Annotated in this window: 13 protein-coding genes; 8 read left to right on the top strand and 5 right to left on the bottom strand. The window is 44.6% G+C overall.

Annotated features, from left to right (window positions below):
- Positions 1–177: 177 nt before the first annotated feature.
- The gene (secA, locus tag WAA15_RS12240; protein WP_337043048.1) at positions 178–3,504 is read left to right on the top strand and encodes a preprotein translocase subunit SecA; all 3,327 of its coding nucleotides are present in this window, start codon (positions 178–180) and stop codon (positions 3,502–3,504) included.
- Between the two features lie 145 nt (positions 3,505–3,649).
- The gene (locus WAA15_RS12235) at positions 3,650–4,153 is read left to right on the top strand and encodes a methylated-DNA--[protein]-cysteine S-methyltransferase (protein ID WP_337043047.1); all 504 of its coding nucleotides are present in this window, start codon (positions 3,650–3,652) and stop codon (positions 4,151–4,153) included.
- A gap of 72 nt (positions 4,154–4,225) precedes the next feature.
- Here WAA15_RS12235 and WAA15_RS12230 read toward each other — a convergent pair whose 3' ends face one another.
- From WAA15_RS12230 to rpoB, 3 genes are all read right to left on the bottom strand, one after another.
- On the bottom strand, positions 4,226–4,783 hold the full coding sequence (locus WAA15_RS12230) for a fasciclin domain-containing protein (RefSeq protein WP_337043046.1): 558 nt from the start codon (positions 4,781–4,783) through the stop codon (positions 4,226–4,228).
- Positions 4,784–5,075: 292 nt separating this feature from the next.
- Positions 5,076–9,392 carry a DNA-directed RNA polymerase subunit beta' gene (gene rpoC, locus WAA15_RS12225; RefSeq protein ID WP_337043045.1) on the bottom strand — a complete coding sequence of 1,439 codons (4,317 nt, stop codon included), beginning with the start codon at positions 9,390–9,392 and terminating at the stop codon, positions 5,076–5,078.
- A gap of 83 nt (positions 9,393–9,475) precedes the next feature.
- A complete protein-coding gene (rpoB, locus tag WAA15_RS12220; protein ID WP_337043044.1) occupies positions 9,476–13,333 on the bottom strand; it encodes a DNA-directed RNA polymerase subunit beta in 3,858 nt (1,285 codons plus the stop codon).
- A gap of 529 nt (positions 13,334–13,862) precedes the next feature.
- Here rpoB and WAA15_RS12215 point away from each other — a divergent pair.
- The 3 genes from WAA15_RS12215 to WAA15_RS12205 all read left to right on the top strand — a co-directional run bounded on the left by WAA15_RS12215 (position 13,863) and on the right by WAA15_RS12205 (position 17,194).
- Complete coding sequence (locus WAA15_RS12215; protein ID WP_337043043.1) at positions 13,863–14,972, top strand: hypothetical protein; 1,110 nt, start codon at positions 13,863–13,865, stop codon at positions 14,970–14,972.
- A 136-nt stretch (positions 14,973–15,108) separates the two neighbouring features.
- On the top strand, positions 15,109–15,804 hold the full coding sequence (locus tag WAA15_RS12210; RefSeq protein WP_337043042.1) for a hypothetical protein: 696 nt from the start codon (positions 15,109–15,111) through the stop codon (positions 15,802–15,804).
- Positions 15,805–15,988: 184 nt separating this feature from the next.
- Entirely contained in the window at positions 15,989–17,194 is a 1,206-nt protein-coding gene (locus WAA15_RS12205; RefSeq protein ID WP_337043041.1) for an RsmB/NOP family class I SAM-dependent RNA methyltransferase, read from the top strand.
- 64 nt (positions 17,195–17,258) lie between these two features.
- Here the strand turns inward: WAA15_RS12205 and WAA15_RS12200 are convergent, their stop codons facing one another.
- On the bottom strand, positions 17,259–17,696 hold the full coding sequence (locus WAA15_RS12200) for a thioredoxin family protein (protein ID WP_337043040.1): 438 nt from the start codon (positions 17,694–17,696) through the stop codon (positions 17,259–17,261).
- 183 nt (positions 17,697–17,879) lie between these two features.
- Between WAA15_RS12200 and WAA15_RS12195 the strand changes: the two genes are divergently transcribed.
- Positions 17,880–19,283: a serine hydrolase gene (locus WAA15_RS12195; protein WP_337043039.1), complete on the top strand. Its 1,404-nt coding sequence runs from the start codon at positions 17,880–17,882 to the stop codon at positions 19,281–19,283.
- On the opposite strand, the gene WAA15_RS12190 is transcribed toward WAA15_RS12195, so the two are convergent.
- Positions 19,280–20,158 (bottom strand): SDR family oxidoreductase, encoded by an 879-nt coding sequence (locus WAA15_RS12190; RefSeq protein ID WP_337043038.1) that lies wholly within the window; start codon positions 20,156–20,158, stop codon positions 19,280–19,282. The two genes, WAA15_RS12195 and WAA15_RS12190, sit on opposite strands and share 4 nt — an antisense overlap.
- 276 nt (positions 20,159–20,434) lie before the next feature.
- Between WAA15_RS12190 and WAA15_RS12185 the strand changes: the two genes are divergently transcribed.
- Together WAA15_RS12185 and holB are read left to right on the top strand one after the other, a co-directional pair.
- Positions 20,435–21,616, top strand: a complete 1,182-nt coding sequence (locus tag WAA15_RS12185) for a putative sugar nucleotidyl transferase (RefSeq protein WP_337043037.1) — start codon at positions 20,435–20,437, stop codon at positions 21,614–21,616.
- A 22-nt stretch (positions 21,617–21,638) separates the two neighbouring features.
- A complete protein-coding gene (gene holB, locus WAA15_RS12180; protein ID WP_337043036.1) occupies positions 21,639–22,736 on the top strand; it encodes a DNA polymerase III subunit delta' in 1,098 nt (365 codons plus the stop codon).
- The last annotated feature ends 19 nt before the right edge of the window (positions 22,737–22,755 follow it).

Below are 22,755 nucleotides of genomic sequence, written 5' to 3'. Positions count from 1 at the left end.
CCCTAATTTTGTAGTTATTTAAGTGTCATAAAATCTTAAATTTGTAGCCTTTTCAGCCAGAATAGTTTAACCTCAGCCATTTACGTTTTGACAAAATGGCAGGTTTTGCATATTTGGAAAGATATTTGACAGCAATTATTTCATATTATCTCAGAAATTAACGAACAAGATATACAGATGTTGAATTTTTTAACCAAGGGAATCACACAGATTTTTGGAACAAAGTCTGACAAAGACAATAAGGAACTACAACCTTATGTAAAGCTGACAAACGAGGAGTTTGCTAAGTTACAGAGTCTTTCCCACGATGAGTTTCGCCAAAAGACAATAGAACTACAAGAATATATTGCGCAGAAACTTTCTCATATCGACCAACAAATAGCCCAGATAAAGACCGCTATTGAGCAAGACCCCGACATGGGAATCGATGAAAAAGAAGTTAATTTCAAAAAAATTGACGACCTTAAACTCGAAAGAAACAAAGAACTGGAAGTTGTTCTGCTCGAAATCCTGCCTAAAGCCTTCGCCATTGTCAAAGAAACCGCTCGCCGTTTCACCGAAAATACCGAAATAGTTGTAACAGCTACGCACCTCGACCGCGAACTGGCCATGAAAAAAGGGCATATCACTATCGAGGGCGATAAAGCCATCTGGAAAAACCAATGGCAGGCCGCTGGTGCTACCATTACTTGGAACATGGTTCACTATGACGTGCAGATAATTGGTGGCGCAGCCCTGCATAAAGGCAAAATTTCGGAAATGGCTACCGGTGAGGGTAAAACCCTTGTGGCAACGTTTCCGGCGTTTCTGAATGCGCTGGCAGGCAAAGGCGTACACATCGTAACCGTGAACGACTACCTCGCACGCCGTGACTCGGAGTGGATGGGGCCTGTTTTTGAATTTAACGGCATCACCTGCGACTGTATCGATAAATACCCCGCTAACTCGGCCGCTCGCCGTGCCGCTTATCAGGCAGGTATTACCTACGGAACCAACAACGAATTTGGTTTTGACTACCTGCGTGACAACATGGTGAACGACCCCGAAGAACTCGTACAACGCGAACACCACTACGCAATGGTCGATGAGGTTGACTCCGTCCTGATTGACGACGCACGTACGCCCCTCATTATCAGTGGGCCTATGTCTCGCACCGGCGACGAAGAACTATTCCTTTCGCTCAAGCCACGTATCTTACGCATTGTAGAAGCACAAAAAACCCTTGTGAACAGCTACCTCAACGAAGCCAAAAAACTAATTGCGGCAGGTAATAAAAAAGAAGGTGGGCTGGCGTTGTTCCGCGCGTTTCGTGGTTTGCCTAAAAGCAAGCCGTTAATTAAGTTTCTGTCAGAACAAGGCATGAGACAAATTCTGCAAGAAACAGAAGCTATTTATCTGGCCGAAAACCAGAAGCTGATGCCAGAAGCCAACGCGCCGCTTTATTTCACGATTGAAGAAAAAAATAACTCGATAGAGTTAACCGATAAAGGGCTTGATTTCCTTGCAGGTGAGAGCGAAGACCACAATTTCTTTATTATGCCCGACCTGAGCGTCGACCTGGCAGCTATCGAAAAGTCAGACCTTAACGAGCAGGATAAAATCCTGAAAAAAGATGAGCTCATCCGCGACTACTCCATGAAAGCCGAGCGCATCCATGCCGTTAACCAGTTACTGAAAGCCTATACTTTGTTCGAGAAAGACGTTGAATACGTGGTGCTTGATAACAAAGTATTAATCGTAGACGAACAAACAGGCCGTATCATGGATGGCCGCCGTTGGTCTGACGGCCTTCACCAAGCCGTTGAAGCCAAAGAAAACGTAAAAGTTGAAGACTCAACCCAAACGTATGCCACCATTACGCTTCAGAACTACTTCCGTATGTACCACAAACTAGCGGGTATGACGGGTACTGCCGAAACAGAAGCAGGCGAGTTCTGGAAAATATATAAGCTCGATGTAGTTACAATTCCTACTAACAGGCCAATTATCCGTAAAGACCAGGAAGATAAAGTTTACAAAACCGTGCGCGAAAAATACAACGCCGTGGTAGAGGAAATTACCGAACTGGTAAAAATCGGTCGTCCGGTACTGGTAGGGACAACATCGGTCGAAAACTCCGAAATCCTGAGCAAACTACTTACCTTACGGAAGGTTCCGCATCAGGTACTGAACGCCAAACAACACGCACGTGAGGCCGAAATCGTAGCCGAAGCCGGAAAACCCGGCACCGTTACCATTGCCACCAACATGGCCGGCCGTGGTACCGACATCAAACTTACACCCGACAGCCGAAATGCCGGAGGGTTGGCTATTATCGGTACCGAACGCCACGACTCCCGCCGCGTTGACCGCCAGCTAAGAGGCCGGTCGGGTCGTCAGGGAGACCCCGGCACGTCGCAGTTCTTCGTCTCACTCGAAGACCAACTCATGCGTATGTTCGGCTCAGACCGTATCGCCAAAGTAATGGACCGCATGGGTATGGAAGAAGGCGAGGTAATTCAGCACTCAATGATTACCAACTCTATTGAAAGAGCGCAGAAAAAAGTAGAAGAAAATAACTTTGGTACACGTAAACGCCTCATTGAATATGACGACGTAATGAATATTCAGCGTGATACCATCTATAAACGCCGTAAAAATGCCCTCTTCGGCGACAGGCTGGCCCTCGACATTGCCAATATCATGTACGATACCTGTAACGATCTTGTCATGAACGCCGAAGGCAATTATGATGAATTTGAACTACGTTGTATCCAGAAACTGGCTATTCAGCCCGAAATAGAACGCAATGAGTTCTCGAAAGGCAACAGCAAACTCGTTGACCGCCTCTATCAACAGGCCGAACGCGTCTATAAAGCCAAAAACGAGGCCATCTGCCAGAATATGGTTCCGGTGCTTGAAAACGTACTGCAAGGCCGCCGCGCCATGACCGACGAGCAATTTATTGCCGTTGTTGGCGATGGCACTCAGAACATAGGCCTTTACTGCAACCTGAAAAACGCCGTAGAAAGCAATGGCCGCGAGCTTATCAAGGAAATAGAAAAACACATTTCGCTATCGGTAATTGACCAAGAATGGAAAGAACACCTGCGCGACATGGACGACCTGAAACAATCGGTACAGAACGCCTCTTATGAGCAAAAAGACCCATTGTTGATTTATAAGTTTGAAGCCGTAGAACTCTTCAAGAACTTCCTGAACAAGGTAAATACCGACACCGTTAGCTTCCTCATGAAAGCCAATGTAGCAGAGCTACGTTTCCAACAAATAAATCCGGCACCAATACGCGAGGAAAAACCGAAGCTACAAACCAACAAAGCCAGCGAAGAAGGCGGCAGTGCCGACTCAGGCGCGCGCCCCGTAACGCCAGCCCGTGCCCAGAAAATTGCCGACCGTAACCAACGCGTAAGCGTGCAGTATAAAGACGGTACAGTAAAACGTGAGGTAAAATACAAAAACGTAGAAGACGACGTTATCAGCGGCAAAGCCGTATTGGTTGATTAACCTCATTCATTATTATATATTACAAGCACAAGAAGCCGCTCAACCAGCGGCTTTTGTGCTTTAAACTAAATACCCATAAAATTTGTATAACAATAAAGCCCCAAACAAAGCGTATCGTTAAACAAAACCCATTGAAGCCCGCCGTATGACCTATATAAAACATTATGAGTCTCCCTTAGGAGCACTTGAAATAATAGCCACCGATACGCACCTGACCCATGTGCTTTTTCGGGAAGCACAAAAAAAACCCAGCCGCCAGTTACAGCAAACCCCCGAAACCTCGGCTATCATTGATGAAACCATCAGGCAGTTTGATGCCTACTTTAAAGGCCAGTTAAAAGATTTTGACCTGCCCTTGCTCCCCCACGGAACCGACTTCCAGCGGCTTGTCTGGCAAACCCTCCTGACTATTCCTTACGGCAAAACTATTTCTTACCTAGAGTTATCGCGCCGAATCGGCAACGAAAAGGCTATCAGGGCCGTAGGCGTTGCCAATGGCAACAACCCTCTTACCATTATTCTGCCCTGCCATCGGGTTATTGGCTCCGACAAAACACTGGTAGGCTACGGCGGCGACTTATGGCGTAAAGAGTGGCTCCTGCAACACGAAGGCAGCCTGCCCCGACAAGAACAACTGAGCTTGTTTTAAACAAAAAAATAGCAGTAAAGCACCCAAAAATGCCCTACTGCTACCAACTATTATAACCGACTTCTAGCCTTATTACATACTGATTTTCGATTTTTTGCTGTCGAACGGCATCATGACCGTATCAACCACGTGCACAACCCCGTTACTCTGATAAATATCCTTTACAGTAACCATCCCCGACATACCGTTTTCATCTGTAATGGTAATTTTATCGCCGTTCATCGAAAATTTCAGGTAGCCCCCCTGCATGGTTTTTAGCGAGATACTCCCGCCGTTACCATTCAGGGCAGCCATTAAATCGTTCGAGTCCCACTTCCCATCAATTACATGATATTTCAATACCTTTGTTAATGTTGGTTTAGCAGGTGTAGCACCTATTTTATTAAAGGCTTCGTTAGTAGGAGCAAAAATAGTAAATGGCCCGGGGCCTTGTAGCGTTTGTATCAAACCCGCCGACTGCAAAGCAGCCGTAAGCCTTGTGTGGTCGCCTGAGTTCATTACATTGGCCATGGCATTTTTATAAGAACTCATTTCACCACCGCCAACCATTACTTTTCTTTCGCCTGTGTTCTGAGCGTATGTCCCGAAAGAAATCAAAGCAGACACTAATAATAATGAGATAGTTTTCATGCTTTTGTTAGTTTATGTGAATATTTTATTTGTGAGCCTTACAGCCCGCTAATACAGGTGAAGAAACTGTTCCAGTAGGCAAAACAGCACGTTTTAAGCCCAAAAACAAGCAAAAGTCCTAAACCTACCCCTTAGTTGTGGGGAGTTTTTTCCACGTTGCTTGGGCGGGCAACCATGCAGTATAGCAAGCCCCGTGCGGAGCGGGCAAAAAAAAACTCCTCCCCATCTGACGACAGGGAGGAGCTATCAGCAAACACCCGAAGAAACCCGAATGCCCACCGCTTAAATTGTATTAAACATATTCTTTACGTTGTTTGGCGTTTTCTTGCGAGCGGCGTTTCTCTCCGCCACTTTCAGCTTCGCCTTTACCGTTTACGAGTATGTTCTGATATCTACGGTTACCTGTTCCGGCCGGAATCAAGTGACCCACGATAACGTTTTCTTTCAAACCTTCAAGCATATCGCGCTTACCTCTTACGGCAGCCTCCGACAACACTTTGGTAGTTTCCTGGAACGATGCCGCAGAAATGAACGACTCAGTACCTAACGAAGCCGTGGTGATACCTTGTAGTGTCGGACGAGACACCGCCGGCATTGCATCACGTACCTGAAGCTGGGCTAAGTCGGCACGTTTCAGGCGGCTGTTTTCGTCGCGCATTTCACGTGCTGTAATAATCTGGCCCGGTTTAAACTTATCAGAAGAACCGGCATCCATTACTACTTTCTTATCCATGATTTTATCGTTAGCCGCACGAACCACCCATTTATCAACCATTTGGTATTCAAGGAATAAGGTATCTCCCGAATCAACGATTTCAACTTTTTGCATCATCTGGCGTACAATTACCTCGATGTGTTTGTCTGAAATCTTCACCCCTTGTTGGCGATAAACGGCCTGTACTTCGTTTACTAAGTATTCTTGTACAGCGGTAGGCCCTTTAATACGTAGAATATCGGCTGGTGTAATGGCCCCGTCTGACAGTGGGTCACCCGCAAGCACGAAGTCCCCATCCTGTACCAGAATCAGTTTTGATAAAGGCACCATGTATTTCATTTTAACACCATCTTTCGCTTCTACGAAAATCTCACGGTTACCACGTTTTACAGAACCGTACTGCACAATACCATCAATTTCAGAAACAACCGCTGGGTTCGATGGGTTACGTGCCTCAAATAACTCGGTTACACGAGGCAAACCACCGGTAATATCGCGGTTCATGTTAATGGCACGAGGAATCTTGGCCAGAACCTGACCCGCCTTGATTTGCTGACCATTCTCAACAGTCAGACGCGCCATTACTGGTAGGTTGTAGGCTTTACCTTCTTCGCCATTATTGCTTCTGATAACGATAGCAGGGTTTTTCGAGCGGTCTTTCGACTCGATAATTACTTTATCGCGGAAACCGGTTTGCTCATCGGCTTCTTCTTTAAAGGTAATGTTTTCCTCGATTGCTTCGTACTCGATAGTACCGTCTAACTCTGAAAGGATAACGGCATTGAATTGGTCCCAATGGCAAAGAGAGTCACCTTTCTTCACTTTGTCGCCGTCTTTTACTTCAAGCGTAGCCCCGTAAGGTACGTTATTGGTAATCAGGATATTGTTGGTTCCTTCTTCAACGATACGAATCTCACCACGACGACCCAACACAATGGTAATTTCGTTGCCTTCACGGTCAAGCGATTGTACCGTACGCATTTCTTCTAGTTGGATAGTACCGGCAAATTTAGCCTTGATATTAGCCTCAGAAGCAACGTTTTGGGCAGTACCCCCTGTGTGGAACGTACGAAGTGTAAGCTGTGTACCCGGCTCACCGATTGACTGCGAGGCAATTACCCCTACTGCTTCACCGATGTCGGCCATGCGGCCTGTGGCTAGGTTACGTCCGTAACATTTCGAGCAAACCCCTGTTTGTGTTTCACAGGTTAACGCCGAGCGGATTTCCACCGTTTCGATGGCGGTGTCGTCAATGATAGCGGCAATTTCCTCTGTGATTTCCTCACCCGATTTCACAATCAGTTTCTTGGTAAGTGGGTCAATAATATCATAAACCGATGTACGGCCCAAGATACGCTCTGATAACGGCTCAACGATATCTTCGTTGTCTTTCAAGGCCGAAACCTGAATACCACGAAGCGTACCGCAGTCTACTTCGTTCACTACTACGTCCTGAGCAACATCGTGCAGACGACGGGTCAGATAACCCGCATCGGCTGTTTTCAGGGCGGTATCGGCCAAACCTTTACGCGCACCGTGGGTAGAGATAAAGTACTCTAGTACGTCAAGACCTTCTTTGAAGTTTGACAAGATTGGGTTTTCGATGATTTCACCCACCGAACCCTGAATATTTTTCTGTGGTTTCGCCATCAATCCACGCATACCACCCAACTGACGCACCTGTTCTTGCGAACCACGCGCCCCTGAGTGCATCATCATATAGATTGGGTTGAAACCTTTCTGGTCTGACTCTAATTGTTTCAGCAATACCTCACGGATACGTGTGTTTACACGGCCCCAGATGTCGATAATCTGGTTGTAACGCTCACGCTCTGTAATAATACCAAACATATAGTTGTTTTGTACTTCTTCAACTTCTGCTTTGGCATCCTGAATCAACTTGGTTTTTTCTTCTGGTACAATGATGTTATCCAGACCGATAGACAAACCACCTCTGAAGGCCGTCTGGTATCCTAGTTCTTTAATATCATCAAGGAATTTCGCTGTACGGGCATATCCGGCTTCTTTAAATACGCGCCCAATCAACTGTTGAAGTTTTTTCTTGGTCAATAGTTCGTCCAGATAACCTACTTCTTCAGGCACACATTGGTTAAATAGGATACGGCCAGCTACTGTGTTAACAACTTTATCAACTAAAGCTCCGTTTTCGTCTTTTACTTTTACGCGGCATTTAATGTGTGCGTGTTTCGAGATTTTACCTTCGTTTAGCGCAATAATTACTTCTTCTGCCGAGTAGAATGTCATTCCGTCGCCCGGAACTTTATCATCTTCTGATGATACCTTTCCTTTCGTTACGTAATACAGACCCAACACCATGTCTTGCGAAGGTACCGTAATTGGCGCACCGTTGGCAGGGTTCAGGATGTTATGCGAAGCAAGCATCAGGATAGATGCCTCCATGATAGCCTCCTGCCCAAGTGGTACGTGTACCGCCATCTGGTCACCGTCAAAGTCGGCGTTGAAGGCCGTACACACAAGCGGGTGCAATTGAATAGCCTTACCCTCAACCAATTTAGGTTGGAAAGCCTGAATACCCAAGCGGTGAAGCGTAGGGGCACGGTTTAGCAGAACAGGGTGTCCTTTCAGAACGTTTTCAAGAATATCCCACACTACGGCGTCTTTTCTATCAACGATTTTCTTAGCAGATTTCACTGTTTTCACGATTCCGCGCTCAATCAGTTTTCTGATAATAAACGGTTTGAAAAGCTCGGCTGCCATATCTTTAGGCAAACCACACTCGTGTAGTTTTAATTCTGGGCCTACCACAATTACCGAACGGCCAGAGTAGTCGACACGTTTACCCAAAAGGTTCTGACGGAAACGGCCTTGTTTACCTTTCAACATATCAGAAAGGGATTTCAAAGCACGGTTACCTTCCGAACGAACGGCGTTTACTTTACGTGAGTTGTCGAACAATGAATCGACAGCCTCTTGTAACATACGTTTTTCGTTACGAAGGATTACCTCAGGAGCCTTGATTTCCAACAAGCGTTTCAAACGGTTGTTACGGATAATCACACGGCGGTAAAGGTCGTTCAGGTCAGAAGTTGCAAAACGGCCACCATCTAAAGGTACAAGTGGGCGTAACTCTGGCGGAATAACCGGAACCATACGGATAACCATCCACTCTGGTTTATTTTCGATACGTGTATTGGCATCACGAAGGGCCTCCACTACTTTCAGACGTTTCAAAGCCTCAGCTTTACGTTGTTGAGAAGTATCAGTAGCCGCTGCGTGGCGTAAATCATACGAAAGGCTGTCGAGGTCAATACGAGAAAGCATCATTTCCAATGCTTCTGCACCCATCTTGGCAATAAACTTGTTAGGGTCTTTATCGTCAAGCATCTGGTTTTCTCTTGGCAGTTTGTCAACGATATCCAGATACTCTTCTTCTGTCAGGAAGTCATTAGCAGAGATACCATCTTCTGCTTTTACACCCGGCTGTACCACCACGTAACGTTCGTAGTAAATAATTTGGTCGAGTTTCTTCGACGACATCCCTAATAAATACCCGATTTTGTTTGGTAAACTACGGAAATACCAGATATGTGCAACCGGCACTACCAATTCGATATGCCCCATACGCTCACGACGAACCTTTTTCTCGGTTACTTCTACCCCGCAACGGTCGCAGATAATCCCTTTGTAGCGAATACGTTTGTATTTACCACAGTGGCATTCCCAGTCTTTCACAGGCCCGAAGATACGCTCACAAAACAAACCGCCCATTTCTGGTTTGTAGGTACGGTAGTTAATGGTTTCAGGCTGTGTTACTTCTCCGAACGAGCTTTCCAGGATTGACTCCGGTGAAGCCAAACTGATGGTAATGCTGTTGAAGTCGCTGTTAAGTTTTTTATTTTTCTTTAAAGACATTTTCCTTATGATTGATGTGAAAATGATTTTTTAAAATCGTGGTGTGTGCTTGTTTTTTAAACCGGCACACACCTTTTTATTGCTTATTGCAAGGTAATCTCAAGTGCCAAGCCTCTCAACTCGTGTACTAATACGTTGAACGACTCAGGGATGTTGGCTTTCGGAAGGTTTTCGCCTTTCACGATGGCTTCGTATGCTTTGGCACGGCCCACTACGTCGTCCGACTTCACAGTCAGGATTTCTTGCAGGATATGTGACGCACCGAAGGCCTCCAACGCCCAAACCTCCATCTCTCCGAAACGCTGCCCACCGAATTGTGCTTTACCACCCAACGGCTGTTGCGTAATAAGTGAGTATGGCCCAATCGAACGGGCGTGCATTTTGTCATCAACCAAGTGGCCCAGTTTCATCATGTACATGATACCTACCGTTACTTTCTGGTCGAATGGCTCACCTGTTAACCCATTGTATAGCTGCGAACGGCCAAATGGTGGTAAACCTGCTTCTTTCAACTCATCAGATACCTGTTGTTCGGTAGCACCGTCGAAGATTGGCGTAGCATATTTACGACCTAACTTACGGCCCGCCAACCCTAACACAACCTCGTATAGCTGACCGATGTTCATCCGTGAAGGTACCCCTAGTGGGTTCAACACAATATCCATCGGGGTTCCGTCTGCAAGGAAAGGCATATCTTCATCACGTACAATACGGGCAACAACCCCTTTGTTTCCGTGACGACCCGCCATTTTATCACCCACTTTCAGTTTACGTTTTTTGGCAATGTATACTTTCGCCAATTTCACGATACCCGCAGGTAGTTCGTCGCCCACTTCAAGCACGAATCTTTCGCGTTTGAAACGGCCAATTACTTCGCTACGGCGTGCCAGATAGTTTTTACAAAGTGCTACTACCAGTTTGTTGGTTTCGTACTCGTCTGTCCAGCCGTCCAGAATCACGTCACCCAAAAGGTTTACCTCTTCCGGTACATTATACTGGCTTTCGTCAACGTAATTGTTTTTATCTGGGAACAAGTTATTGGTGATGTTCGAACGGTTAAACTTCATACCTTTCGAAATCAGTTCATCACCGAATTTATGTTTCACGCCTGCCGATGTTTTACCATCAAGCAATTCAAACAATTTATCCAACATTCTTTCACGTAGTTCAAGTAAAGCCTTGCTGTGTTTTTTCATCAGGGCTTTTAACTCGTCTTTGTGTTTCGAGCGTTCTTCTTTGCTTGGGCGAGAGAATAATTTTGTGTCGATAATCACACCGTCCATTGATGGTGGTGCTTTCTTAGAGGCATCTTTCACGTCGCCGGCTTTGTCACCAAAGATAGCGCGCAATAGTTTTTCTTCTGGTGTTGGGTCTGACTCACCTTTTGGTGTAATCTTACCAATCAGAATATCGCCTTCTTTTACTCTTGTACCGGTGCGTACAATACCGTTTTCGTCAAGGTTTTTAACGGTTTCTTCCGAAACGTTCGGAATCTCAGCCGTTAATTCTTCTTCACCGCGTTTGGTATCACGTACTTCCAGTTCGTATTCTTCAATATGAATAGAAGTAAAGATATCTTCACGTACTACTCTTTCCGAGATTACGATGGCATCCTCGAAGTTATACCCCTGCCAAGGCATGAAGGCAACCAGAAGGTTACGTCCTAGTGCAAGTTCACCGCCTTGTGTGGCATAGCCTTCTACCAGAATCTGGCCTTTTTTCACTTCCTGTCCTTTCAATACAATCGGACGGATATTGATACAGGTATCTTGGTTGGTACGACGATGCTTAATTAATTCATAAGTAGTAAGGTTTGAATCGAAGCTCACCAACGATTGCTCTTTGGTCCAGTTATAACGAACCTTAATCACATTGGCATCAACAAATTCAACCACTCCGTCTTCTTCTGCCACTACAAGGGTACGCGAGTCACGAGCCAGACGGCCTTCCAGACCTGTACCTACAATTGGTGCTTCAGGGCGTAACAATGGTACGGCCTGGCGTTGCATATTTGAACCCATCAGGGCACGGTTGGCGTCATCGTGTTCGATGAACGGAATCAACGATGCAGCTACCGATACAATCTGGTTTGAGGCAATATCCATGTAGTCGATTGAATCAGGCGTTTTCATCGGGAAGTCCCCTTCGTAACGACATTTCAATGTATCAACCGAGAAATTACCGTCTTTATCTACGTCTGCCGTAGCCATGGCAATATTTTTACCATCTTCTTCTTCGGCAGTTAAATAAACCAGTTCGTTGGTTAGTTTACCATTTTCAATTTTCAGGTATGGGGTTTCAATGAAGCCCATGCTGTTGATTTTGGCATACGTACAAAGCGACGAAATCAGACCGATGTTTGGCCCTTCGGGTGTTTCAATGGTACACAAACGGCCATAGTGCGTATAGTGTACGTCACGAACCTCGAAACCGGCGCGCTCACGGCTTAGACCACCCGGCCCTAGTGCCGACATCCGACGTTTGTGCGTAATTTCGGCCAATGGGTTGGTTTGGTCCATGAACTGTGATAGCTGGTTGGTACCAAAGAATGAGTTAATAACCGACGAAAGCGTACGGGCATTAATCAAATCGACTGGTTTGAAATCTTCGTTATCACGTACGTTCATACGTTCTTTGATAGTACGCGCCATACGAGCCAGACCCACACCGAATTGCGCATATAACTGCTCGCCTACGGTACGAACACGACGGTTCGAAAGGTGGTCGATGTCATCGACTACCGCCTTAGAGTTAATAAGGCTAATTAAGAACTTAACAATTTCAACAATGTCTTCAGTTGTTAACACACCTGTTTCAAGTGGCGTTGTTAAGCTAAGTTTGGTGTTTACACGGTAGCGGCCTACTTCTCCTAAATCATAACGTTTGTCGGAGAAGAACAAACCCTGAATAATTTCGCGGGCTGTTGCTTCATCAGGTGCTTCGGTGTTACGCAACTGGCGATAAATCTGCTCAACGGCTTCTTTTTCAGAGTTTGAGCTATCGCGTTGTAGTGTATTATAAATGATATTAAACTCCGACACGTTAGCGTCTTCGCGGTGTAAGATAACCGACTTCTGTTCTGTACCCAGAATAATATCAATGTCACCCTCGGTAATAAGCGAGTCACGCTCAAGAATTACCTCGTTACGGTCAATTGATACCACCTCACCTGTATCTTCGTCTACGAAGTCCTCGGTCCAGGTTCTCAACACACGCGCAGCTAGGCGGCGGCCGATAGCCTTTTTCAAGGCATCTCTGGTACCCGGAATTTCTTCTGAAAGACCAAACAGGTTCAGGATTTCTTTATCAGAACCGAAACCGATTGCACGAAGCAAAGTAGTTACGGGGAATTTTTTCTTACGGTCGATGTACGCATACATCACGTTGTTAACGTCTGTTGAGAACTCAATCCATGAACCCTTCATCGGAATCACACGGGCCGAGTATAATTTGGTTCCGTTTGTATGCTTGCTCATAGAGAAGAATACCCCCGGAGAGCGGTGTAATTGCGACACGATTACGCGCTCCGCGCCGTTGATAACGAAAGAGCCTCTTTCGTTCATATAAGGAATATTGCCCAGAAATACCTCCTGCTCGATGGTTTCGAAATCCTCGTTGTCGGCATCGTTACAAATTAAACGTAATTTGGCTTTTAAAGGCACTGCATACGTTAAACCTCTGTCAATACACTCATCGACTGAGTATTTTGGCGGGTCAATGGTGTAATCAACAAACTCCAACACGTAGTTCTCGCGTGAATCGGCGATTGGGAAGTTTTCAGCAAACACATTGTAAAGCCCTTCTTTTTTGCGGCTTTCGGCTGGTGTGTCAATCTGGAAAAAATCCTGAAACGATTTTACCTGAACATCCAGAAAATCTGGATAATCAATAGCTGGATGAATCGTTGCAAAACTCTTTCTACCGGTTACTGTCAGACTCAAGGCTTTGAAAGTTTTAAGTTTATAATTTTTTTAAGCTCCAACTGTTAAATACTAGCGACAAGCAGACACGCACTCCTGACAAGAAGTCTGTACTTATGGCTATAAAACAAGCTGAAAATATATATTTCGTAGTGAAGAAAATATTTGCCCCTGTGCAACTGCCCTACGTAAAACAGGTTGTGTATCGGACAAAAATCTCATGAATGATAAGCGTTTTTAAGAGAGTATCGCTAAATAAGGTGCGAAATTACATAATAATAACATAAAAAACAAATTTTTGTTGCAGGAATAGCCACTTTGTTTGAAAAAAATTTATATCGGGTTGCTTGTATGAGATTCAATCAATGGTTAATAGCTTCTTTTTAAACAGGCTATTATATTTATGAAATATAAGCTATATGTTCAAGATGAATGTCTGGCAATTTAAAAGTACGCCAAGAATAGCTTAATTTTATGTCTGAAATATACTAAACAATGCAAAAAACACTACAAAGTTTTCGTATATTAGGTGCAATTTAAAGACCCACAGATGCGACAATACTTTTTGACATTTTTATTCCTATTGACATCAGTTTTTTCATATTGCCAAAACAATAACTATGAAAAAGGATTAAAGGCTTTTGACTCTAAAGACTATACAAAGGCATATAAATTCTTAAAACCTTTTGCAGAATCAGGCGACTCAATGGCTGAATTTGTAATTGGTTTTTGCTATTTAAATCCTGAATCTAATATAAAAAACGATTCCTTAGCTGAAATGTACCTAATTCGTTCAGCCGAAAAATACAACTCTAAGGCAATGGGACTTCTTTCGATTTATTACTTTCAAAAAGGGATTGATAATGAAAAATTAAAAATAAACGCATTAGTTTGGGCCGAAATTGCAGGTGCATATGACCCTGTTTTTAATGCTACTTCAACTCGTTACTTGATTCGACAATACCTGAATGAAGCACAGCTGAAGGAAGCAGAAAAAATACTTCAAGAGAAAAAGGCGAGATTTGATAAAGTAAGCATTGAAGCATTTCATTATATTAACAAAAATGCTAAGTCAAGTAATGAAAATTCAGAAAAAGCAAAAATTCCTGAAAACAAATATAATTTGATAGAAAATCCTTATTCCGATTGGGTTTATCGGTGGAAACATGAAAGATTTGAATGTGATTCAATGTATTACACAGCACAAGTTGAAACAAATCTATTAGACTCAGCTATTAATGCAATCAGTATGAATCAGTCATTTGACTTTCATTTCCTTTACCAAGGTAACAAAGCAAAGAAATTTACTATCTCCAAAGAAGAACAAGATTACTTGGTAAAAGAACTTGAATCATTGAAAAATTATAGATGGGAAGAAAATATTTTTCCTTATTCAAGGCGCTTAGAACAAAGCGAGATTCAACCAACTTTTGACAAAACCGAAAACTTACCAACCGAAAAGGAAAAGAATATGTGTTCAATAGTTTACACCTTTTCAAAACCAATTTATATTCGTAATGGGGCAATAGCATTATATTTAGACCAAAAAAGATATAGAACTAACTATACTCAGTTAGATTTTGGCTTCTACATACTTGAAAACAATAGATGGAAACAGATTGCAACTGTTTACGTATATTATGAGAGTGCGAAAGAATAAACTGTGCATAACACCAGTTTTGCAATAGTGGCGGGTTATGTGCTTCTAAGACAGTTTAGTACAAGATTTTAGCTTTGTGCTTTTAATGACCTTTTGCGCTAAAAAATCTGCCACTTCAACAATACCCCATCCTTTAATGGCTATATTAACCGTGAAACAGACAATTACATTTCTTACCCTATTGAACTTTTTTGTAGCTTGTACAAATCAAAATTCAACCGAGAACAAGACCTCGCCAGAATTAGCTACTCAACAACAAGAAGCTGACAACGCTAAACAATTCTTAGATTTATTTGAAGAAATTGAGCCCGAAAACTTACATGTTTATTCACCCGACGACTTGACAAACGGAGATAAATTTAAAGGAAAAATTATTGACCAAAGGTTTTATAAATTATTGGCTTTTGAAAATAACTCAAAGTTTTCCGTTAACGACAAAATTTCGCACTTTTATAGCTGCTTTAAATTCAAACTGTCGAATACAAAAACAGGTTTAATTATACGAACTCCAAGCCAATATGAAGAGTCTGCAATTGACTTACTGATTTGGGACAATTCGCTAAAAAAAATAATTGGCATCAATGGCTTAGCAGATGCTTTTGGTGACGAGGGTTGGTATTTTGTACAAGACGCATGGTTGAAAGATTTAAATAATGACACAAGAATTGACATAGTTACTCTATACAGAGATATAGCCTATGATTTAGACGATTCTACCAAAGTAACTCGAACAGACTCATTATTTACTTGGCTAAATATGGACATAAAATTCAAAAAAACAGTTTCCAAGCTCGACACAACAAAATATAAGTTACACAATTGGACTCCGTAGAAAATACATCCCCCAACCTTAACTTGTAGCAAGCGGGCTAACCCTATAACCCTCAGCATCGGCAATTCTATTGCCCATTTGTGCAATACCCTACCTTAAATAATGAAGAAAATCCACTCCGCCATTTCATCATCCCACAAAAAAGCCTGACCTTTGTGTTTTTTAAGAACACCGTTAGCATCACATGAAATATCACCGCGTACTGGTCGAAGCCATTGTATACGCCTTGCAGCAGATTTTTATAGAAAACCGGCAGGCCGACAAAGTAATTGAATACGTATTGAAATCGAATAAAAAATGGGGCAGCCGCGACCGCGCCTTCATTGCCGAAAACACCTACGAGATTGTCCGCTGGTGGCGGCTACTGAAATTCGTAACGCAGCTTTCGGGCATTACCGTTACCGAGCCTGACCAGTTCTGGCAGCTATTTGCCGCGTGGCGTGTGCTGCAAGGCGATAAACTCCCCGACTGGCAGGAGTTTGGCCACATAAATGCCAAACAAATATCGGCCCGCCTGCAAGAAGCCCAACAGATAAGAAAAATAAAAGAATCGGTACCCGACTGGCTCGATACCCTCGGCGAACAAGAACTAGGCAACCACTGGAACGCCGAACTACAAGCCATGAACAAACAGGCCCCCGTAGTGCTACGCGCCAACACCCTGAAAACCACCGTAACCGATTTACGCAAAAAACTCCATGAAATTGGTATCGAAACCGATACCCTCGCTCAGGTAAACGAGGCACTGGTGCTACAAAAACGCGCCAACGTATTTGCAACCGAAGCCTTTAAAGGCGGCCTCTTTGAAGTTCAAGATGCCGGAAGCCAGCTAATTGCGCCTTTGCTAGACGTACAGCCCGGTATGCGCGTAATTGATGCCTGCGCAGGGGCAGGTGGCAAAACATTGCACTTGGCCACACTCATGCAAAACAAAGGCCGCATTATTGCCCTAGACGTAGAAGACTACAAGTTGCAGGAACTCCAACGCCGCGCCCGCCGCAATGGTATCGGAAACGTAGAAACCAAACTCATCGAAACCAAAACCATTAAAAGGCTCCGCGAAAGTGCCGACCGCCTGCTGCTTGATGTGCCCTGTTCGGGCTTGGGGGTATTGCGCCGCAACCCCGATGCCAAGTGGAAACTCAAACCGGAGTTTCTGGAAACAATCAGAAAAACCCAGAGCGAAATCATCACCAATTACTCAAAAATGCTCAAACACGGCGGCAAGATGGTCTACGCCACTTGTAGTATTCTGCCCTCCGAAAGCGAAACACAGGTACAGGCTTTTCTGGCACAAAACCCCGAATACACACTCCTGAAAGAGCTACGCACCTCGCCCGCGCAAGATGGCTTCGACGGTTTCTATATGGCACTCATCGAACGCCGCTAAGCACACAAAAAAAAGTAGTGCGTTTACGGCACTACTTTTTTTATGCAGCAAAGGCATTAGGGCATTAGCTTTTCTTTTTGGTAGCTACACGCTTGCCTGTGCTTAATAACTGGTCAATTTCTGTATATCCTAAAATTGATTGCACCACCTTGCCATTATTAGGATCAATAAAAAACAAAGTCGGGTAGCCTCTTACCTCATAAATGCTCGATAACCTCAGCCCTTCGTCGCTTTCCATATCAATAGCCGCATTCACAAAGTTCTGGTTAAAATATTCGCCCAGTTGTTTATCCGGGAACACTCTCGCCTGAAGCATCTTGCAAGGCCCACACCATGTAGTATAGGCATCCATAAAAATAAGTTTTTTCTCTGCTTTAGCTTTTTTAACTATATCTTTCCACGAAGCCTTTTCTTCAAATTTAATTCCTGAAGAACTATGCTGCGCAAAGGTTGCTAACCCGATAAATAGTGCAAGGGTAGTAATCAATAATTTTTTGTTCATTGTACGAAAGAATTTGAAATTTACACAACATTAACGATAAAATTCTGACATTTAGTTTCTTAGCCCAAAAAAAAGCAAATTGTATCTAAAAACCAGAGGTATATTACACAATTTTATTTTAACTTGTGCCAACACTATACGAACGTTAGGCTCCCGAAACAATTACTCTTAATCTGACCGCTTATGAAAAAAATACTCTTGCTGTTGCTCTTGCCTTTGGCGGTACTGGGGCAGTCGAACCAGCAAAAAATTGATTCTGTGAGGGTGTTACTCGAAAAAGCCTTTAATGAGAACGATGGCACAAAGATTTATACCCTAACGGGCGAATCTTTTCGGAAAGAAATCTCAGAAATGGAGCTAAAGCATGTAATTGGTATGTTATACTCGCAGTTAGGCAAATGGAAAACCTCCGAGTTTAAACAAATTACCAACGGCACAGCCCTCTATAAAGGTATCTTTGAAAAAAGTAATCAGAACATTTTTCTAAGCCTCGATACCCAGAACAAAATTTCGGGCCTGTTGTTTCAGCCATATACGGCCGACAAACCCCACAAAGATTATCAGGTGGCCTCTGACAACCCCATGCAAAGCCCCCTCGACCTGAAAGTTGACAGCCTCGCAAGGCTTTACATACAATTAAAAAATACAGTAGGCATTGCCATAGCCGTTGTGCAGGACGGTGAAACCTTTACTTACAATTATGGCGAAACCAGGCAAGGAAACCACCAACTACCCAACGCCGACAAAACCCTGTTTGAAATTGGCTCTATCAGCAAAACATTTACGTCAATTCTGCTGGCCGACGAAGTAGCCAATGGCCGGATGTCGCTCGAAGACCCCATCAACAAATACCTGCCCGACTCTATTCCACCAATGGCTTATAAAGACAGGCCCATCACCCTGAAAACCCTTGCCAACCATACGTCGGGCTTTCCGCGCCTGCCATTTAACCTCTATAAAAAAGGAGACCCCGCCGACAACCCCTATAAAAACTATGACCTGCAACGGATGTATACCTACCTGAGAAATTTTAAACCCTACCGCGAAGTAGGGCTTACCTACGACTACTCGAACTTTGCCGTTGGCTTGCTAGGTAATATACTGGCCCAACAGCACCAGACTACCTACCAAAACCTGCTGAATGAGAAAATCTGTAAGCCCCTCATGCTCAGTAACACCTTTATTGACATACCTGCCAACCGCACTGCCGACTTCGCACAAGGCTACAACGAAAAAGGCGAGGCCGTTGCAGCATGGGACCTTAACACACTAGCAGGTGCGGGCGGTATACGCTCAACCGTAACCGACCTTGTCAGGTATCTTCAGGCCAACATGACCGAAGCCCCCGAAACCCTACAACAAGCCATTGATTTAAGCCATCAGATTACTTTCGACAAAGGTAAAGACGTAGTTGCGCTAGGCTGGAACTTACTCCGCCGGAAAGCCTTCACTATTTACCATCATTCGGGTGGTACGGGTGGTTTCCGCACTTTTGTTGGGTTCGATAAAGAACACCAGACTGCCGTAGTAGTGTTAGCAAACTCGGCCGAAGAAGTATCGGCCATCGGGTTCGACCTCCTGTTTTAGCCCTCACGCTGGCTCATGCGCTCGGCAAACTCTTTCAGCGTTATTTGGGGTTTGCCTAGCTCTTTCCATGTCTGGGTGGCTTCAAATTCTTCGGGGTAATTGTTCAGAGCCGTTACAATATGGTAGCCATAGTTAAATTTCTGGCTGAAAAAGCCCATCAGCTTCATCATGAACATGGGCGCCCACATGGTGCGCAGTTTTTGTTTACTATAATGCCTGATAAACTCTTTGGCGGCTACATCTTGCCTGAAAGCCTCCGGGCCTTGTATAACATACTCACGGTTTTCGTCTTTCAGTAGTTTAAGCGAATTCACAACTTGGCGGGCGTAGTCGTCAGCAGCAATGTAATAAAGCGGATATTTCGACTCCCCGCCTAAAGCAATCATACTTCCTTGTTTGGATTGGTAAAAAATACTTTCCATAAAAGTAGACGGGTAGAAAATAGTAAAAGGTATCTTCGACTCCTTTATTTTCTTCACAATCCTGCGTTTCAGCCTGAACACCCACCAATCGAAATTATCCATGTCCTGATACAAATGCACCAGCGACGAAAGATAAAGCAACCGCTTAATATCCATTTGCTTAGCCAATTCAATAATTGTTTCAATTCCCTGTTCTTCGGCGTGCCAGTCGGTTTCTTTCTCGGTCTGTGTTACCGAAAGGCTCATAAAAACGGCCTCCTGCCCCTGCATGGCAGTTGCTACCTCGGCAGGTTTACTCAAATCGCCCTTAATTACATTTGCCTCAGGAAAAAGCCCGCGGGCAAGCTCGGGGTTGCGCGCCATAACAGTTACCCTGAAACCCGCGGCAATCAATGCCTTTGTAACAGGTTTGCCAAGCAAGCCCGTAGCACCAAAAACAACTATATTTTTCATAGAATATGCTTTTAAATTAACGTAAACTCGAAACTACTGAAATACTGTAAAGCTATGCCCAGTAAGCAGGAAATATCAGTTGCCAAGATACTATTGAGCCACAGAAGCTAAACAGGCAAGAGGGGGCTACACATTAAAAACACCGCCATCCTTTTGGGTACGGCAATATTGTTTTCGTCTGTCTGCCAAAGTTACTACACAGGCGCAGAAATTTAGTTTCCATAGAAATTTTATTTTTTCTGTATCTTTACCGTCGGAAAAACTAAAGAAAATAAGATGAATTACATTCTTTTTGATGACAAACAATTACGAGACCAGCTTAAACCTTTTACTTTTACCAAGCCCGTGGCCGAAATCAGATGCGGCATTTTAACTATCAGGGAAAAATGGGAAAAAGTACTGGGCCAGCCACTTTCGCACCTCACCGAAAACTACCTGCAACAGAAGTTTACCCAAACCAGCACCAACACCAATATTTATATTAACGGGGGCCTATGCCCTACCGCCAGCATACTGGCAGCAATTGAAGCCCTAACCGAGGGCCAAATCCTGTGGGCGGGCAAGGTTCCGCTAGCCATTAAAACCAGCCGCCAACTCAGTTTCCCTATCGATTACAGCCAGTTTACAGGCAGCCAAGCCAGCCAGCAAGAGGCCGTAATTTTACAACACCTGCCCGACCTCTACCTCAAAAACGGCGACCAGATACGGGCCGATTTCCAGCTTATAACCAAAGGGCGGCAGTCACAAACCATTACCGACCCCTTTACGCGTATCTACGCGCCCGAAAACGTATTTGTTGAAGAAGGGGCCAGCATCAAGGCCGTTATCATTAACGCCGAAAACGGCCCGGTGTATATTGGCAAAAATGCCACTATTCAGGAAGGAGCCGTAATTATAGGCCCATTTTCGGCCGACGAAGGCAGCATTGTAGCGTGGGGCAGTAAAATGCGCGCCAACACCACATTGGGGCCTTTTTGCCGCGCAGGCGGCGAGGTAGGCAACTCTATCCTGACGGCCTATTCAAACAAGGCACACGATGGGTTTCTGGGCAACTCGGTCATTGGCGAATGGTGTAATCTGGGGGCAAACACCAATAATTCAAACCTCAAAAACGATTACTCCGAAGTAAAACTATACAGCTATGCCACCCGCCAACTCGAAAAAAGCGGAGAGCTTTTCTGTGGCCTCTTCATGGGCGACTACACCAAAGCAGGCATTAGCACCATGTTTAACACAGGTACGGTGGTAGGCGTATGCGCAAATGTTTTCGGGGCGGGTTTTCAGGACAAACACGTGCCTTCGTTCAGGTGGGGAGGGGCCGACACCGCCTATGAGCCGTACCGCTTTGAAAAAGCCACGCAGGTTATTAACGAAACCATGAAAAGGCGTAACAAGCACCTGACCGATACCGACCTGCAAATTCTTCGATACATTCAGGAGTCGGAAGCGTCAATTTGAACGGAAAGTCTTACCTTTGCACATGCTTTTTCGTGAAATCACAGGTCTTCAAGACATCAAACAGTCGCTCGTCGGCACGGTAGCCAATAACCATGTGGCCCATGCACAATTATTTCATGGGGGCGAAGGCACAGCCAATCTGGCTTTAGCATTGGCCTATGCCACTTATGTTAACTGTGAAAACAAACAAGCCGACGACGCCTGCGGAAAATGCCCCAGTTGCCTCAAAATGAGCAAACTGGCCCACCCCGACGTAACTTATATTTTCCCGACGGCCGGCGGTAAAAGTGTGCTTTCCGAGAACTTCATGGCCCAATGGCGGAGTTTTGTAAAAGAAACACCCTTCGGCAATTTGTCTGACTGGCTCGAAAAAATAGGCGTAAAGCAAGGCAATATTCCGGCCGAAGAAGCCCGCCAGTTAATTCAGAAACTAGCCTTGAAGTCGTACGAAGGGGGCTACAAGATTGTTATTATCTGGCAAGCCGAATACCTGCACAACACCACCGCCAATGCCCTCCTGAAAATTCTGGAAGAACCACCCGAACAAACCCTGTTTTTGCTCGTGGTAAGCAGCATGGAACGCCTCCTGACCACCATTATTTCGCGCACGCAACGGGTAGCTATCCGAAAGTTTTCAGAGAACGAACTCGTGCAGTACCTCGCCACAAAAGACGTATCGCAAGAGCGGGCGCGCCAGATAGCGTTTTTGTCAGAAGGCAATATGCACAAGGCACTCGAAATTCTGGAAAAAGCCGAAGACACCGACCACGCTTGGTTTGCCAACTGGATGCGTATGTGCTACGCCCTGAACCTGCAAAAACTGGTGCCAATGGCCGACGAGTTCGATGCCCGCAGCAAAGAACAACAAAAAGGTTTGCTTGAGTATGGCCTCAGTATTTTTCGTGAGATTTTCCTGTACAGCAACGGCGGCCAAAACCTGATAAGGCTCGAAAACGACGAACTGGTGTTTGTACAACGGTTTTCAACAGCCATTAACATGAATAATCTGGAGCAAATCATTGACACCCTCGGCGAAGCATTTTATCATATTGAACGCAATGCACGCGCCAAAATCGTGTTTCTCGACATCTCGCTTATCATTGCGCGGCTCATGAAATAAATTAATTTGTTTGAATAAA

The organism is Emticicia sp. 17c, assembly GCF_037153985.1.
Taxonomy (GTDB): Bacteria; Bacteroidota; Bacteroidia; order Cytophagales; family Spirosomataceae; genus Emticicia.
The sequence above is the reverse complement of the archived record's forward strand: the minus strand, read 5'-3'. Positions and strand labels throughout refer to the sequence as shown.

What these genes read in the sequence shown, in the direction of transcription:
- WAA15_RS12210 (WP_337043042.1), top strand. Translation starts at nt 15,109, where the DNA reads ATGGCTATATTAACCGTGAAACAGACAATTACATTTCTTACCCTATTG.
- holB (WP_337043036.1), top strand. Translation starts at nt 21,639, where the DNA reads ATGCTTTTTCGTGAAATCACAGGTCTTCAAGACATCAAACAGTCGCTC.
- WAA15_RS12195 (WP_337043039.1), top strand. Translation starts at nt 17,880, where the DNA reads ATGAAAAAAATACTCTTGCTGTTGCTCTTGCCTTTGGCGGTACTGGGG.
- secA (WP_337043048.1), top strand. Translation starts at nt 178, where the DNA reads ATGTTGAATTTTTTAACCAAGGGAATCACACAGATTTTTGGAACAAAG.
- WAA15_RS12230 (WP_337043046.1), bottom strand. Translation starts at nt 4,783, where the DNA reads ATGAAAACTATCTCATTATTATTAGTGTCTGCTTTGATTTCTTTCGGG.
- WAA15_RS12200 (WP_337043040.1), bottom strand. Translation starts at nt 17,696, where the DNA reads ATGAACAAAAAATTATTGATTACTACCCTTGCACTATTTATCGGGTTA.
- WAA15_RS12190 (WP_337043038.1), bottom strand. Translation starts at nt 20,158, where the DNA reads ATGAAAAATATAGTTGTTTTTGGTGCTACGGGCTTGCTTGGCAAACCT.
- WAA15_RS12215 (WP_337043043.1), top strand. Translation starts at nt 13,863, where the DNA reads ATGCGACAATACTTTTTGACATTTTTATTCCTATTGACATCAGTTTTT.
- WAA15_RS12235 (WP_337043047.1), top strand. Translation starts at nt 3,650, where the DNA reads ATGACCTATATAAAACATTATGAGTCTCCCTTAGGAGCACTTGAAATA.
- rpoC (WP_337043045.1), bottom strand. Translation starts at nt 9,392, where the DNA reads ATGTCTTTAAAGAAAAATAAAAAACTTAACAGCGACTTCAACAGCATT.
- WAA15_RS12185 (WP_337043037.1), top strand. Translation starts at nt 20,435, where the DNA reads ATGAATTACATTCTTTTTGATGACAAACAATTACGAGACCAGCTTAAA.
- WAA15_RS12205 (WP_337043041.1), top strand. Translation starts at nt 15,989, where the DNA reads ATGAAATATCACCGCGTACTGGTCGAAGCCATTGTATACGCCTTGCAG.